Genomic DNA, 15,862 nt, shown 5'->3' on the forward strand with positions numbered 1-15,862 from the left:
TTATCCCTTCACGGAACCGATCATAACACCTTTCACAAAATACTTCTGGATAAAGGGATAGATACAGAGCACCGGTATCGTGGATACGATGATCACACTGTACTTTAATGTTTGTGAAAGCTGCATTTTCGCCTCCATGGCAGCTGCATCCAGTCCCTGCATATTTGCAATACTCATCTTGTTGGACATCAGAAGATCTCTTAAGAAGGACTGCAGCGGCAAAAGATTCTTTTTATTGATATAAAGCAGTGCCGTATAAAAATCGTTCCAGTGTCCTACTGCATAGTAAAGACCGATCACTGCCAGAATCGGTTTTGACAGGGGCAGTACCACCTTTATAAGCAGCTGCAGGGTATTTGCCCCATCCAGTTCTGCCGCCTCTTCCAGAGACTTGGGGATGCTGTTTACAAAGTAGGTTCTTGTAATGATGACATTGTATATGGAAACCGCTCCCGGAATGATCATCGCCCAGACCGTATTCGTCAGATGCAGGTTATTTACCACCAGGTAGGTCGGGATCAGACCTCCGCTGAAATACATCGTCAGCATAAAAAAGAACATCAGCACATTTCTTGGCATAAAATCTTTTCGAGCCAGAGGATAAGCGGCGCAGATGGTCAGAATCATATTGATCAGCGTACCAACAATGGTATAAAACAGGGTATTGCGGTATCCGACCCAAATATCTTTATATTCTGCTACTGCCTCATAGGCAATGATGGTAAAGCCCTTTGGCAGCAGGAATACATGCCCCAGCCATACACTCTCGATCGGATTCATGACCAAAAGGCTGCTCTCATTTTTCCCGTCAGACAGGGCCGTATGGATGCGTGAGAAATAATCCTCTACATAACGGTATTCCCGATACCAGGGGGACTGATGCAGAATGCTGGCAGGATAGTCGCGTTTCGCTTCCCCCTTCATCGTATATCAGGATAAATGCGGACATCGGAGATTGATCCCCAGAAGAGCCTGCCAGTCTCCGATATTTTTATATGACTGGAAGTTCATCTGCCAGCCGGTACAGCCGTCCAGTTCCGAAAGGACCCACTTTTTGCCCAGCTGCCTTGCCACAGAGGAAACCTGCGTAACTGCCCAGTAGCAGGTATTATACTCTGACAAAATGTCGATGCCCGGATCATCCATATACTCATAGTATCGCATCAGGGACCCCTGCATGGTAGCCTGACAGCACAGGGAATCCTCATGGAGTACATGCCCCGTCAGAAGCATATGGTTCTTGCGGCACCATTCCTGAATGGGCATTGCAAAGTTTTCCAGAAACAGCTCCTGACAATTTTGTTCCCAGACGTTTTCCGCATTTCTTCCGATACTTTTCATGCGTGATTTTAAGGAAATAATCCGTAGCCTCCCGGCTCATGGTATCCACATAGCAGTAGCCATTGTAATTATCATTCTTTTCCGCATAGATTTTCCGAAAGACCACGGCTGTCTCTCCTGCTTCCAGACGGTCTCCCTTGCAAAGACGGCGTTTGGAGTACAGGAGCTCTTCCTCCATACGGCAGGCAAACACTGCCACCAGATTCTGAGTCCAACGCATCCGGCGATACTCTGTCCTGTCCAAAAGAGTCATCTCCAGAAATTTAGCCCGGTATTTTTTATATCTGGTCACCATACCACCGGCACTTCCGGACGGCCAGCGGTCCTCATCATACAGCCAGTTTTCCATTCCAGGCCCAGAAGGGCTTCGCCCGAAAAGCCGGACCGGGATTTTGAAATTCTTTTTTTCTCTCATCCAGTTTCATTCCGTTTGCTCCTCTCTTGAATTCTTTTATTCCATCATAGCAAATCCTTTCTCCTCTTTACAAGTTACATGTTTTCGGACTTTTGTCTGGAAACTGTTTCTTTTCTACTTTTCTGCCATCCAATCTTTCACCGTAACAGATAAATATTGCACCTGTCTGACGGGCTGTTTTTCTGTTGGCTCACAATGGCATCCAGAAGTGTATCTATATAAAAAAACCGCCTCACTGGATTGTACAGTGAAGCGGTCAGGTCAATCGACTATAATTTTGCACAGACAAGATCATATACGGCTCTCATAAGTTCTTCCCCTTTACGGCATTCTGCAACAAGTGAAACAACCGCATGCTTATCCGGAAGGATCATGGTGATCTGGGAATATTTTCCATCGGCTCTGAAGGAATTATATTCTCCTCTCCAGAAAAGATAGCCATAATTGTTTGTGTCAGCTGCCGCAGTGCTTTCTTCTATCCATTTTTCAGATAAGATCTGTCTGCCATTCCACTTCCCCTTATTCAGATAAAACAAGCCGAATTTATGAAGTTCAGAAAGCGTAAGGAATAATCCGCCTGCGCCAAAACTGTTTCCAAGAGGATCTGTCTCCCATGTCGGGCGCTTTATCCCAAGATGTGTAAAAAGTCTTGGGGTAAGATAGGAAACCAGGTCACAGCCGGAACGTCTTTGTACAAGAATGCCTGCCAGATATGGTCCGACATTGTTATATACAAAATGCGTACCCGGCTTGTATTTAAATGGTATCGCTAAAGACATTTTTACCCAGTCATCTTCCTGGTATAAGGGACGCTGTCCTCCCATGAGGCTGCCCGCTTCCTGGCCTAAACACATCGTAAGCAGGTCCCTGACGGTTGCTGTCTGTAAATTTTCATCGACCACCTCAGGTAAATCTTCTGAGAAAGCATCAGTCAGCTTTTCATCCAAAGACAGCAGGCCCTCCTGAACTGCAAAGCCAACGGCACAAGAGGTAAAACTCTTTGTTGCTGAATAAATATTTCTGCGACATTCCTCTTCACTGTACCATTCATTGATCAACTCATCATCTTTTGTGATCTTTATGCCAAGGACATGCAATCCTTTGGCAATTTCTACAAATTCAGATATATCCATAAACATGCACCTCTCTTCTTTATTTTTCTTCGAATCCGTCTTCCCGTTCGTAAGAATGCTTCATCTGTATTTCTCTTATTATATCTCTTCCTGGCACATAATAAAAGATACAATATGTATTTTTATGCATGGTAAGGGGACTATCGGTTATTGAAGCGAATATCCCGTGATGCCTGTTGAAGACCGGGTGATCTCCAACATGAAAACCTGACCATCCGCCTGATCGAGTGCAAAGTCAAACACATTCAGATTTTCATCTCCTTCTGCCTGCCTTTCCTCCTGCCATCCATGCCGGATACCATTTTTCAAACCATACGGTGAACAGCCCCATCCATACAGGAATCAGATTATTCACAAGGAGGAGCACATTTCCAAGCCCGGCTTTCCGGAGCAGAAAGGTCCAGATCGCAGTCAGCACATATAAGGATCCCCATGCCATTGCAAGAATACCATTTGTCTTCATAAAGAGAGGATTTTGATGTGCACGTTCACCACCATAATTATATTTTACATATGCAGCGCACAAAGGTTCTTTTGTCAGGCATGAAAGCAGCCAGAACAGTCCAAATATAAGATACCCTATATTGGTAGGAATATCTCCATTTCCGGTTATATTTGCTGCTGCAGAAAGTATGGCAACGGCTGCCATGGAAAGCTGGTCCCAGATGATCAGTTCATGTTTTCTCATAATAAGTGGTACCGCTGCAATCACAAGAAGGGTGATCACAGCCCCTGCCTTCGCATTCATAGAAACAGCGATCCAAAACGTGATCCATGGTATCAGCATTGTCGTCATGGAAGGGATTTTTTGTTCCACCGTATTTTGGGACTTTTTCTCTGCTTCCTGGACTGCAGCGGTGCTTTCAAAAAATTTATCCCAGTCTATCATCAGGGAAAAATCACCGGATACCGTATACATCTGTTTCCCCAGTGCTTCCGCACCTCCGATCTCTCCTCGAGAAATCGCTGACCATACAGTAAAAGGTGTATCTATGCGGGTAGTGGAAGAAAGCCTTCCATCTGTAACAACCTCGCTTCCTTCTTTTCCAAGCCGGATCTGATATGTATGATCCAAATCGGTAAAGTGCATCTCAAGTACGCGTTCTTTTCCATCATAGGCGTCTTTGTTATAAAGAGCAGCCATTTGCCGGGTAAACACAAGATCATCCGGTTCTTTCTCACCGGTCGTTTTGCTGATCCCCCAACTGGCATCCGCCATTTTTTCAAATATATCCCGGGGATATAAAAGTGTGTGAAGGATTTCATCCGTTTTTTCGGAAATTTCTCCTGTCATTGCATATTCGGAACCTGCACGTTTTACTTCAGCCAGATATTCATCGGTTCTTGCTGACAATTCTTTTACGCGAAACAATTCTCCCTGGCCGCAAAAAATGGTCGTATAGTTCCCCTTACCGAGAAAATGATCAAACATCCGCAATACACTGTCGTAATTTCCGTCTGCGGAATAAAAACCACAGGTAGAGATCAACACATGCCTTTTCCCTTCCATATCATATCTGGCATCATGACTGCCGCTTCCGCATCCGTTCTGCCTTGCACTCATAAAAGGAAGACTCATCGGAAGCTGACGATCGATCAGATTCTTTAATATTCCCGGAACATTAAAATAATACAGTGGGAAAGACCATAAAATAAGATCCGCTTCCAGCTGTTTTTCGATAACCGCCTGCATATCATCCTTTATACAGCATATCCCAGGCGTTTTCTTCCAACATGCAAAGCAGCCCTTGCACGCTCCTATTTTCATCGAAGCTACATGCAGCTCTTCAATAGACAGATCTTCTCCCTTACGTGCACATCCATCTTTAAATCCCTCAAGAAAACTGTATGCAAGCTTTAATGAATTGCTGCCTTTGCCTTTTGGGCTTCCATTTATCAGAAGTATCTTCATGCTTTAAAGCCTCCAGTTCTTTAACACCAGGCACAGCCTCGAATATCTGGCACTCTTTGATCCTTCTTTGCTTTCTCTTTGGAAAGATCTGAACGTTTTCCCTTCTATTCCTCTGTTGCGTCAAATGTTGAGCATCTCAAACTATATATCCAATATAAACGAGTACTGCAAAATATGCAATCTGTATTCTGAAAACTTGTTGTAAAATCCCGGTCAAAAAATACCCATCGTGGTCTTTGTAAGTGCCGGAGATGCCGTCCAGAAATCCGTGGTTCCGTTCTTTGATGAGAAAATAGTCCGCATCCGGGTCACCGGCCTAATGCGCGCCCTTGGTTTTGGCCAGAACAAAACCAGACTTGTCGTAAAAGTCAAATAGAGTTTAATATCTCCACCAGTCTTTTTTCTTTGATAATAGCAATTCCCTGACTTTCATCGCCCAATAGGATCAGATTATCACCTGGCTGAATATCAAATATTTTTCTTGCTTTTGCCGGTATCACAATCTGGCCTTTCTCTCCCACTTTCGTGATCCCAAAAACATGCTTTCCCTTTGGCGGAACACCCAGCCCAAGATTATTGCTGCTTTCTCTGTCATAATTTACAAGATCATCCAGACTTACATCCAATACTTCTGCCAGGAGTTTACACCTCTCAATGGCAGGTAAGGATTCTCCTGTTTCGTATTTTGAACGCAGATCGCGAAGCGACTGCGTTCATGAGCAAGTAGCGAAGCGGATTGCGAATGTCCGCTTTACAGTGTCTGTCTGCTTACACCAATCTTTTCGGCCAGTTCCTCCTGCGAAAAGCCATGCATTTTACGTACGGATACAAGGTTGTCTTTAGACCGCTATAGAGCAGAAAAACGGGCAACACCTTTTTTCCGCAGCCACAGGCAGATAAGCACGGACAGCAGCACCACCATATATCCGAAACCGCAAAATAAGGTGATCATGACCGGCCTCCCTCGTATAAGAACATTAAGGTCTGAAGTAAGACAATACAGGAAATAATTCTTTGTCACATCACCTTTTTACACCTGTAAATACGGCTGCTGATCTTGGATGCATCCAATACTCTGTAATAACCGAACTATGATCTGCTTTTCCGGTTCCATCTAATGCCGTATCAGCAAAACATCTCCATTCGTAACCATCAGGGAGCTTCGGCAATTCAAATTTCTGACCTTCCCAGTACACATTCAGTGCCATATAGACCAGATCTTCTCCCTGTGCGGCCTTTCCCGCATAGCAGATTGCAAGTGCCTTTGTCTCCGATCCAATCGTGCCGTCCCAGGGTCTGTTGGTATGTACACTGACTGCAGGGAATCCAGTCGCTGATGGTTTCTGATCGCTGCGAATCGCCGGATGTTCTCTGCGAAACCAGATCATTTTTTTGAAGAAACTATACAGCTCTCGATTTTCTTCCAAACGATTCCAGTTCAGCCAGGATATCTCATTATCCTGACAGTACGGGTTATTATTTCCAAAACGGGTGTCACCAAACTCATCCCCGGAAAGAAACATCGGCGTTCCGCGGCTGCACATCAGAGACATGCAGGCATTTTTTATCATCTGGAAGCGCAGTTTCTGTATCTCCGGATCAGATGTCTCACCTTCTGCGCCACAGTTCCAGCTACGATTATCGTCACTTCCATCTGTATTGTTCCAACCATTATCTTCGTTGTGCTTTTCGTTATAGGAATAAAGGTCCCAAAGCGAAAAACCATCGTGACAGGTAAGAAAATTGATCGACGAGTCATAGCCCTGATACTGGCCGGAATAGAGATCTGCCGAACCAGTGAGCCTGTTTGCTGCTGCTTCGGCAAACCAGTAATCGCCCTTCAGGAAGCTCCGCATATCATCCCGGTACTTCCCGTTCCATTCTGCCCAACGTGAAAAAGCCGGAAAGTTTCCGACCTGATAAAGTCCGCCTGCATCCCAGGCTTCCGCAATCAATTTTACATTGCGAAGGATCGGATCCTCTGCCAGATTTTTCAGAAGAGGCGGCTGACTCATCGGCGATCCATCTTCATTTCTCCCCAGAATACTCGCCAGATCAAACCGAAAGCCATCCACATGATACTCAATTGTCCAGTACCGCAGACATTCCAGGATCAACATCTGCACCACCGGATGATTACAGTTCAAGGTATTGCCGCAGCCGCTGAAATTGTAATACATCCCATCGGGTGTCAACATATAGTAAACCCGGTTATCAAATCCTTTAAATGAGAAAAACGGTCCCTGCTCGTTTCCTTCTGCCGTATGATTAAAAACGACATCCAGAATCACTTCGATACCATTGGAATTCAAATCGCGAATCAGTGCCTTCAGCTCATCACCTTCCCGGTTAAACTCCTTGTTCGCCGTATAGCTGGTATTCGGTGCAAAAAAGCTTACCGGGTTATATCCCCAATAATCCAGAAGCATCCGTCCATTCACTTCACGCCTTCCCATTGTCTCATCAAACTCAAAGACAGGCATCAATTCAACGGCTGTGATTCCAAGGTCCTTCAAATAAGGGATTTTCTCCCGGATCCCCTCAAAAGTTCCCGGGTGAGAAACACCGGAAGAAGGGTCTTTTGTAAAACCCCGGACATGAAGCTCATATATAATCAGATCCTCAATCGGTTTCATCGGATCTGCATGATCGCCCCAATCAAAATCATTCACCACAACCCTGGCATGGTAGTCATGATCCTGATTTGGCTGCTCCCCCCATACACTCTGTCCGGTTACCGCTCTCGCATACGGATCCAGAAGCGGTTTTGTTTTGTCAAAAATCAGCCCCTTTTCCGGATCATGCACTCCATCCACACGGTACGCATACTCAAAATCATAAATATCCAGTCCAAACACAATCATCGAATAAACACTGCCGATTTGATAATGCTTCGGAAAAGGAAGAACTGCATACGGCTCCTTGTCACCCCTGTGATAAAGAAGCAGCTCCACACTGGATGCTTCCAGAGAACAGACCGTAAAATTCACGCCCTCTCTCAGTGCCGTCGCTCCACTGATTTCATAAAATCCAGGCCTGACATCATATCCATTTATATTGTCCAACGGAATGAGATGCAGTGCTCCTGATGCAACTATCTGTTCGCCATACATAATGCAGCTCCTTTCTTGGTATCACAATTTATGATTTTCTACTGTTTGCTTGTCTTGGCAACATTTTCGCGTGTTTTCTTCGGTTGCTTTTTACAATTTCAATCCTCATACCATTCCTTATAGGCCAGTATCTCAGATGCAATTATTTCCGGATAAAGACTATAAAATCGTCTGCACTATGCCGAAATCGGCATAGTGCAGACGATTTTGGGTTGCGCTTTTTCGGTGCTGTCAACTCATAGCTCAAAGAAAGCAGGTCTTTGATGGCATCATCCAATTCCGTTTTGCCAAGCTGAATACTGAGCCATTTTTCCTTGTTCATGTGATAGGCCGGAAAATAGCCGTCCTGCCCGCGAAGAGAGCCGATCAGTAGCGGATCACTTTTCACATTAAGGACATCAATAATGCCTGCCTCCGGCAATCCCAACTTATCAGCCGATACTTCCAGAACTACACCATACCATTTATTATTGTCATTGTGCCGCAGCACAGCATTCCAGTCATGCCAGGGGTACTCCGGCTCTGTGCCGTACTGCTGACGTATCCATGTAAATAATTCTTGTCGTGTCATCTCTTATAACAGCTCACTTGCATCTCAAATTCTCCCTACAATCGCGTTTACATCCAAGTCCTTATTGAGAATAAACGCCTCCAGCTCATCAGTAGCTTCACAATACGCTCTTACAGAACGTGACATCATTAGTTCCATGCTGTGTAGATCATTTGTCTGCGTTCAAAAGCTTCTTGTCCACCCTCCATGATATCAACTATCAATTTGTGCGTTGCTGGACTATCTATATTTCCCTGTATAGGTATTATCTTACCTTCGCTGTATTCAGCCGCCACTATTTTTTCGGCATCTCCTAATACCGGGATATTAGCATTATGCGTTGCAAATAGGAATTGAATGTCCGTTTTTTTGTCTCGAATGGCCTTGATTACCTCATCATAAATCACTTTATTATCCAAATCGTCTTCTGGCTGATCTATAATGATGACATCGTTTTCGCTTTTCGTAAGAATAAACAGCACAAGTGCAGATGCGCGCTGTCCCAGCGAATGTTGCTTAAGCAATTTCCCGTGATATTTGATCTCCACCTTATTGGGCGTAACTTTACGGATTAGTTCACCATATTGCGATATAATTTTTTCCTTCACTTTTCCGTACTCGTTTTCCGAAAGAATTGCTTTGCACTTTTTTCCATCATCCAAAATAATATCGTCAATCAATGCTAGGAAATCCGGAAAATTCTCAGAAAGTATCTGCCGCTTAGCGTCTTTTAAGTTAGAACCTCTGAACGCATTCTTAAGCAAATCTCTAAAAGTGTCCTTGTCTCCCTTGAACGTTAACTCTACGGACAGTTCTGGTTGGCTTTCGTTTATTGCCTTTACTTCGGATTCATAGGCGCTAAATTCATGTGCTAACAATTCATTTCTCTTACGCATAGATGCACGAAAAGCACCTTTTATGGTGTCTTGCGAACCCATTTTCTCAACTAAATTCTTTATTTTGGCTTTGACCGACTCCAGATTGGCCTTTAGCTGTGGATAAGCGTCTACATCTAGTTCTGTATCACCAATTTGACGCTTAATCTCCGCAAATTCACCTTTAAGCAGTTCCATTTTGTTATCAAGTTTTGTTAGTATGGATGACAAATCATCTCGCAAACTTTCAAGCTTAACCAGTGAACTCTTTATACTATCGATCTGGGTGCTAATTGACCCAAGCACAGCTATTGCTTCTTCAATTAACTCTGCATTATATTCACTTGTATAGCCATCCAATGCATCATTTCTTGTGACTATTCCAGCGACCATAGTTTCAATAGCTGCAATATCTCTGATAATATCTATTTTTACATCGTTGATTTTCTGTCTATCGAGGCCGTACCCCGTCTGCTTTTTTAATTTGTCTGCCACACCCCGTTCCTCAAAAATCTGAAGATTATGCTCAAAATTGCTTTTCTGCGTGTTAAGATCTTCAATTTCAGTTGGAATCGCTTCTACATCTAACAGTTGTTTGATTGCATCCTCAATTTCAGCATGAAAACCTTCCAGTTCTTGGCTAAAATTTCCGATTTTATTTCCCACTAAATGATCTAACAACTGCAACTCATATGAAGAACTCTGCGATAGATCCTTTTGTCCGAAATATAGAATATTTTTCAATATTTGGTCTATAGAAATTCCGAGATCGTTTCCGTTTTCATCAAGGACATTAGGCCGTTCCCCATAAATACGTCGAATTTCATATTTTTTCCCGAATTTGTCGCAAACCCTGACTGTTATCTGTCCGCCAGAACCAAGTACCGACTTGACCAGCCCTTCTTTATACTCTTTATCGCTTTCCGGTTGGATGTTAAATGCATAACGTAACACTTCTAGGATTGATGATTTTCCGCTTCCACGGATTCCTATGAGTGTGTTTAATGCTGGAGATACATAGATTGTTTCGCCATCTAACTTTCCACCTGTAAAAGAAATCGATTCAATAACCCCATGTTTAAGTTGCGGCATGAATCCCGAAACCCGATTTTGAAAATCGGTCAATGCAAATTTCACTGAATCGTATGATAAGTCTCCAATCTTCAGATATGTAGCTCTATCGCAATGTCCGACATTGGATATTGATTTAGGGTCAGACCCTTCCACCTGAGCGCAAGAATACCCCAAGCATCTTTGGAAAGTACTCATTGTTTCTGGCTTTCGTACTTTTTGAAGAGCTAAGACTCTGCTCTTGAATTTATTTATCTGAGATAAAGACTCCAACAAGCCTCCTGAGCATTCCTGCATCAATCCGCTACCTTGATCAACATGAGCAAATACAATGAAATAGTCTTTTCCATAAGAATCTAAAGCCTCGATGACATCTCGCAAATCAAATTTACATCTTGTATTTCTATTTTCAGCATTTGATATTCCAGCAAATGCCTCTATCAGAAAGTGAGCAATAAAGTTTTCCCCATTAACAATCCATTCATCCGGATTGAATACAATAAGAGTATGTATCCCATTAGCTTCCTTTACAGACAATTCAACACCTGGCAAAATCAGAATACCTTCTTTTCGCCCGCTTTTCTTCAAGGCTTTATATTCGCCTTCGTCAAATTTATTGTGATTAGTAATCACTCCAACAGAGACACTCTCTGATTTTAGCTGGGCTATATACTCCTTAACAAAACTGTTTTCTTCACCAGAATACTTAAACTCTTTATCTTTATGGGTATGGAGATGAAAATCCGCCTTTACCCATGTCAAACCATTTTCAAACATACTCACTCTACCCCCAACGCCTTAAACACCGCATCTTCCGCACTGCTGTAGAAAATCAGATTAAAACTGCCCACCAGCTCCGGCGGCACGGTGCCAAGGTCTGCTGCGCTGGTAATCGGAAGCAGCACTTTCTTTGCTCCGCTATCGAGGCACACCTGCAAACTATTGGCAAGTTCGTCCACTTTCAGAATCGTGCCGCTAATACTGATTTCTCCCAGCACGGCAAGTGTACTGACCGTAGGCCGTCCAAGAGCGATGCTGCATAGTGCAATCAATGTAGGCAATGCCAGCTTTCCGGTCATGCCAATGCCCTGCAAATCCTGATAGTTGATGATGTAATCCCGCATCGTGGTACTGATGCTGCCACTGATACGATTTCCGTTAGCTTTCAGGAAATTGAACGCCGTATTCGTGGATTCCTTGCAGTCACGGTCGCTGCCAAGGCCAGTGCGCTCAAATTTTCCGTTACCGGGCAGCATCTGGCTTTCGAGGCGGAATACGCCGATCATACCAGACTTACCCTGACTTACGGTATATACCTGTCCCGGATTACAGATGCCATCGGGAATGAGTTTGCCGCCGCCCTGCTCCGGCACAGAGACAAATTTTTCTTCAAAGGTATCAAGGTCGATATAGCTGAAGTTCACATCATAGAACTCCATTCCACCCAGCTTTTTCAGCTGCTCCTTGACACGACGGCGCATTTCCAGTGCAAATACAAGAATTTCTTCAATCTGTTCCTTCGTGAACTCTCCATCGGGATAAAGCAATTTCACATAACCGCCTACAATCTTGCGGACAGCAATCGTATCGCGCTGGTTCAGATTCTTTCCAAGGCGGAAATACTTATCCAACGCATCACCATACTGTTCTTTCCGCAGTTCTCGGATAAACTCTGCCAAGTAATCCGTGATAAAGCCGTAATCATTGGTAAAATGCTCCGGACGGAACTTCGGAATCTCCCAGCCTGGAATGTAGCAATGCAGACGATCAAGAAAGGCTGTGTCCGTTCCCATCTCCGGCGGGAACGGGTCAAACAGAGAGGAAGTCTTGAGCAACACATCCACGCTTTGATTGATGTTTCCTACAAAGACCATAGATGCCGATGCTGCCTTTTCCTCTTTGCCACGGGCAAAGGAGCCGGAAGCCATATAGTCTTTCATAATCTGAATGCCGTCTTTGTCCTTAAACTTGATTCCGGCAACCTCATCAAAGGCAACGCAGTCCCATAGGCCTACCAAACCTACGGTTTTGCGCCCCATATTGTAAAACAGATTTGCAACGGTCGTCTGACCACCGGATACCAGGATACTGTTCGGGCTGATTTCTTTATAGATATGGGACTTGCCTGTGCTGCGCGGCCCCAACTCACAAAGATTGAAGTTGTTCTCCACCAGCGGTAACATACGCGCAAGCAGCAGCCACTTTTCCCGATTGTTCAGCTGTTCCGGCTCATATCCGCAGGAACGCAGCATAACATCCATCCACTCTTCCTGTGTGAATGCCTTGCGTCCCTCTCGAACTTCTTCGATGTCGATATGGGGCATCTGGATCGGAGTCAGCTTATGGATGCTGATGGGAGAGATGTCCTTATGCTTTTTCTGTTTAGAGGAAATCGGCTGTCCATCTATATCCGTGATTCCAAAGCTGCTGTCTCCCTCAGACTCATATTCCAGCTGCACAATGCACCAGATACCGCCGCAAAGCAGCCGGTCATATTTTTCCGGATAATCATCCGTAATCGGCACATTGGTGAGACCAAGGTTAGAGAACTCCGCAAAAAAGCAATCTTTTTTGATGTCCAGATGCACGGTCACCATATCAATAATGGTATGGCTCCCGTTCTTGCGCAACTGGGAAAGAATTTTCTGAGCCTCATCCGGGCGGACAAAATTGTCTGCCAGAATACGTTTCACATTCTGAACGCCTTGCTCAATGATTGTCTCATCGTCTGAACTACAATACTGACCCAGCAGAAACTCCAGCACATAGACCGGAACATTCGCTCCTTCTTTTATTTTCTTTGTCAGGTCTTTGCGGACGATCCGACCGTCAAAGTTGTTGCGCAGCTTCCGACGCAGTTCTTCACGGGTATCATCTGCCGCCATATCCATCATTTCCATACGGAATTCCTGCCTCCTCTATATCAGAATCCGAATCCAAAGTCATCCGCAAAGGCAATGTCCATAACAACAGGCTGCCTCCACTGCTCCAGACCGCTTTTTTCGTCATAAACCACAAGGTAATATTGCTTGTCCTTGTCGTATTTCTTATTCTTGAATGTGAAACGCATCCGGAAGATACGCTTCTGCGCATTTTCCTCGCGACTGTCCGCCACATAGCTGTTTTCGTTCGAGATCTTCTCATTGTCTTCTGAGAGGAAGAAAATACGGTATTTTGCCGCTTTTACAGTATCACTGACTGCATCCGACTGGATAAAGTCCATGGAAGTGATCAGGTTCGTAATCTTATGGACGATGCTGACCAGAGCAATTTCTGCATTCTTTGTTTCCATGTGACCGCGTTCCATCTTAAACTCCATCACCGGCACCAGCATTTCCTGCGGTGAGGAACCGCCATGCACATAGTTAGCACCGCCTCCGGCCACCTTAAAGACATTGCTGCTGACAGGATAGGACACCACCTTGCTGTCCTCGTTCCCCAGAATGCGTCCCATGCTCATATGGTCGATGCCATCATCTTCCAGTGTCGCCTTGGACACAATAAATCTGCGATTGACAAATGCTTTGTCCGCACTTTTCCCGGAAATCTTGTCACTTTCTGTCAGCTTATCACGCTTGTAAATAAAGCCATGATCGGCAGTGACGATAAAATGATAGGTGTTGCCGCTGACGGAGATTCGATGAATCAAATCCACAATTTCCTGAACGGCTTCCTCACACGCATGAAACACCTCATCCTCGGTATTTGCCTTGTCTCCACGCGCGTCGATCTGATTATGGTATACATAGATGATCTGACGTTTTGTCAGCACATCTCGCAGCTCTGCCACTTTCAGATTTTTGATATCATCGAACTGTACACAGACACTATCCGGGTTATAGCTTTGCAGCACCTGCTGCCGACCTGCCAGATTATCGCAAAGGATACCATCTACCAGCACCTGAAAATCATCCGTCATTTCCAGTGTCCTATGCGGCAAAAGTGCTGCCATACCGAGCCTCGTATAAGACGGAAGAACACTCAACTGTACAGAAAGTTTTGCCGTGCATTTCGGGTCATCCTGCATTCTGGCAAACAACTCCTGTCCGACCTCGTAACGCATGGCATCCGAAATGATGACCACGGTGCGTTCTTTGGTATAGCGCAGGTTGGTATTGTAAAACTCCCGCTGCAACGGAATTGCCGAAAATGCGGCATCCTGCTGAATTCCGGCATTCCAGGCAGGGAGCAGACAAGCCAGATATTCGTTCGTGTAAATATTTTCCACCAGCTCCCGAAGCGGTTCAAAACTTTCCGTGCTCTCCAGCTGGTCGTAATAATAGTAGAATTTCCGATACTGCTGATCCATATTGTAATCCGCAGCAAGATATCGGTCGATGATTGGCTTTAAGCCATCTGCGGCATGGTAATCTGCCTCCTTCACCATGCTATACGCGCTGGAAAGCATCTGATAGGTTTTCCCGGTTTTTCTGCCAAAGTGCATTTTAGCCCGTTTTTCACAGAGTTCCGAAATGGTAAATCCGTTTACGATTGCGCCGATATCTTCCGAAACAAGTCTGCCAATGAGCCACTTTACCAACACCTGATCCACGGCAAGGAAAGTGTCGCACTCCACCAAATCGTCCACTCGCATTCCTGCAAATGCCGAAAGAACATTCAGCCCTTTGGCAACGTGCGCCGACAAAGCATCGTATTTGTCCCGGTACAGGACGCTATTCATCAAACTATCGAGAAATGCGATGATATTGCCGGACTTGTAGGAGACAAAACTCTTCCATGCTGCCGGAAGTTCTGCCTGCACATATCGCCCAGTATAAGTGACGAACAGCGTCACCAGCAGCCGTTCCAAACTCGGTTTTGTATCAGTGTATCCGAAATGCTGCTCACAGAGCTGCCAGAATGCAGGCAGCAGATCGTATTTTTCAAACTCCTGCAAGAAAGCATTGTCCACCAGCTCGCCATCCGTCAACACGATGCGCACGACTTCCTCAAAAGAGCAGGTACGCGCCTTGCAGACTGCACTCAGCAGACCGACAAGGATATTTTCTTCATTAAAGTTCTCAATTTCCAAATCATAGAACCGCTGAGTGCGCTCTTTGTTGGCGAAAAACTTGATGTGCTTCTCAATAACCGGCTTGTACTTTTCCTCAATACCGAGGTCAACCGACAGGAGGGAAGCACGGTCGGCAAAGAACCGTCTGGAATACAGCATTGTGTCTTCCAGATGGTTGTCCCTTACATCCGGCTTCGGAAACGGTGCATAGATCAGATAATTCGTGGTCTTATCCAAACGCTCCAGAAAATACTTTGTATAGAACTGGTTATCCGGCTGGAGATGGTAGATCTTCGCATTCTGAAGCTCCACCGCCTCCATATCCTCGGCAAATTCTGCCTTGTCATCGTACCAGAAAACCAGTTTCCGGGTCTCCCCGGTAAATTCCGCATTCAGGCGGTCTATAATTTGTTTCAAGTTCAATTCTGCCATATCAAT

12 protein-coding genes and 1 pseudogene are annotated in these 15,862 nt (G+C 44.9%); all 13 read right to left on the reverse strand.

Annotated elements, in window-relative coordinates:
- A complete protein-coding gene (locus DXA57_RS05430; RefSeq protein WP_243005713.1) occupies positions 1-924 on the reverse strand; it encodes a carbohydrate ABC transporter permease in 924 nt (307 codons plus the stop codon).
- Between the two features lie 6 nt (positions 925-930).
- Entirely contained in the window at positions 931-1,266 is a 336-nt protein-coding gene (locus DXA57_RS05435; RefSeq protein ID WP_147345659.1) for a hypothetical protein, read from the reverse strand.
- Positions 1,205-1,690: a hypothetical protein gene (locus tag DXA57_RS05440; protein WP_117765395.1), complete on the reverse strand. Its 486-nt coding sequence runs from the start codon at positions 1,688-1,690 to the stop codon at positions 1,205-1,207. The genes DXA57_RS05435 and DXA57_RS05440 overlap by 62 nt, the downstream gene beginning before the upstream one ends.
- 335 nt (positions 1,691-2,025) lie before the next feature.
- Positions 2,026-2,889, reverse strand: a complete 864-nt coding sequence (locus DXA57_RS05445) for a serine hydrolase domain-containing protein (RefSeq protein ID WP_117765489.1) — start codon at positions 2,887-2,889, stop codon at positions 2,026-2,028.
- Positions 2,890-3,142: 253 nt separating this feature from the next.
- Positions 3,143-4,801 carry a flavodoxin family protein gene (locus DXA57_RS05450; RefSeq protein ID WP_117765397.1) on the reverse strand — a complete coding sequence of 553 codons (1,659 nt, stop codon included), beginning with the start codon at positions 4,799-4,801 and terminating at the stop codon, positions 3,143-3,145.
- Between the two features lie 368 nt (positions 4,802-5,169).
- On the reverse strand, positions 5,170-5,427 hold the full coding sequence (locus DXA57_RS05460; RefSeq protein ID WP_334294759.1) for an AbrB/MazE/SpoVT family DNA-binding domain-containing protein: 258 nt from the start codon (positions 5,425-5,427) through the stop codon (positions 5,170-5,172).
- A gap of 15 nt (positions 5,428-5,442) precedes the next feature.
- A pseudogene (locus DXA57_RS17895) lies at positions 5,443-5,496 on the reverse strand (hypothetical protein); the annotation flags it as partial.
- 56 nt (positions 5,497-5,552) lie between these two features.
- The gene (locus tag DXA57_RS17900) at positions 5,553-5,615 is read right to left on the reverse strand and encodes a helix-turn-helix domain-containing protein (RefSeq protein WP_442857669.1); all 63 of its coding nucleotides are present in this window, start codon (positions 5,613-5,615) and stop codon (positions 5,553-5,555) included.
- A 208-nt stretch (positions 5,616-5,823) separates the two neighbouring features.
- Positions 5,824-7,914: a glycogen debranching protein gene (locus DXA57_RS05465; protein WP_117765399.1), complete on the reverse strand. Its 2,091-nt coding sequence runs from the start codon at positions 7,912-7,914 to the stop codon at positions 5,824-5,826.
- Positions 7,915-8,056: 142 nt separating this feature from the next.
- On the reverse strand, positions 8,057-8,485 hold the full coding sequence (locus DXA57_RS05470; protein ID WP_117765401.1) for an MmcQ/YjbR family DNA-binding protein: 429 nt from the start codon (positions 8,483-8,485) through the stop codon (positions 8,057-8,059).
- 128 nt (positions 8,486-8,613) lie between these two features.
- Complete coding sequence (locus DXA57_RS05475) at positions 8,614-11,187, reverse strand: TrlF family AAA-like ATPase (protein WP_117765403.1); 2,574 nt, start codon at positions 11,185-11,187, stop codon at positions 8,614-8,616.
- Positions 11,188-11,189: 2 nt separating this feature from the next.
- Entirely contained in the window at positions 11,190-13,310 is a 2,121-nt protein-coding gene (brxL, locus tag DXA57_RS05480; RefSeq protein ID WP_117765405.1) for a protease Lon-related BREX system protein BrxL, read from the reverse strand.
- Between the two features lie 23 nt (positions 13,311-13,333).
- On the reverse strand, positions 13,334-15,856 hold the full coding sequence (gene pglZ, locus DXA57_RS05485) for a BREX-1 system phosphatase PglZ type A (RefSeq protein WP_117765407.1): 2,523 nt from the start codon (positions 15,854-15,856) through the stop codon (positions 13,334-13,336).
- Positions 15,857-15,862 lie beyond the last annotated feature (6 nt).

The sequence above is a fragment of the Blautia sp. OF03-15BH genome (assembly GCF_003463065.1).
Taxonomy (GTDB): domain Bacteria; phylum Bacillota; class Clostridia; order Lachnospirales; family Lachnospiraceae; genus Limivivens.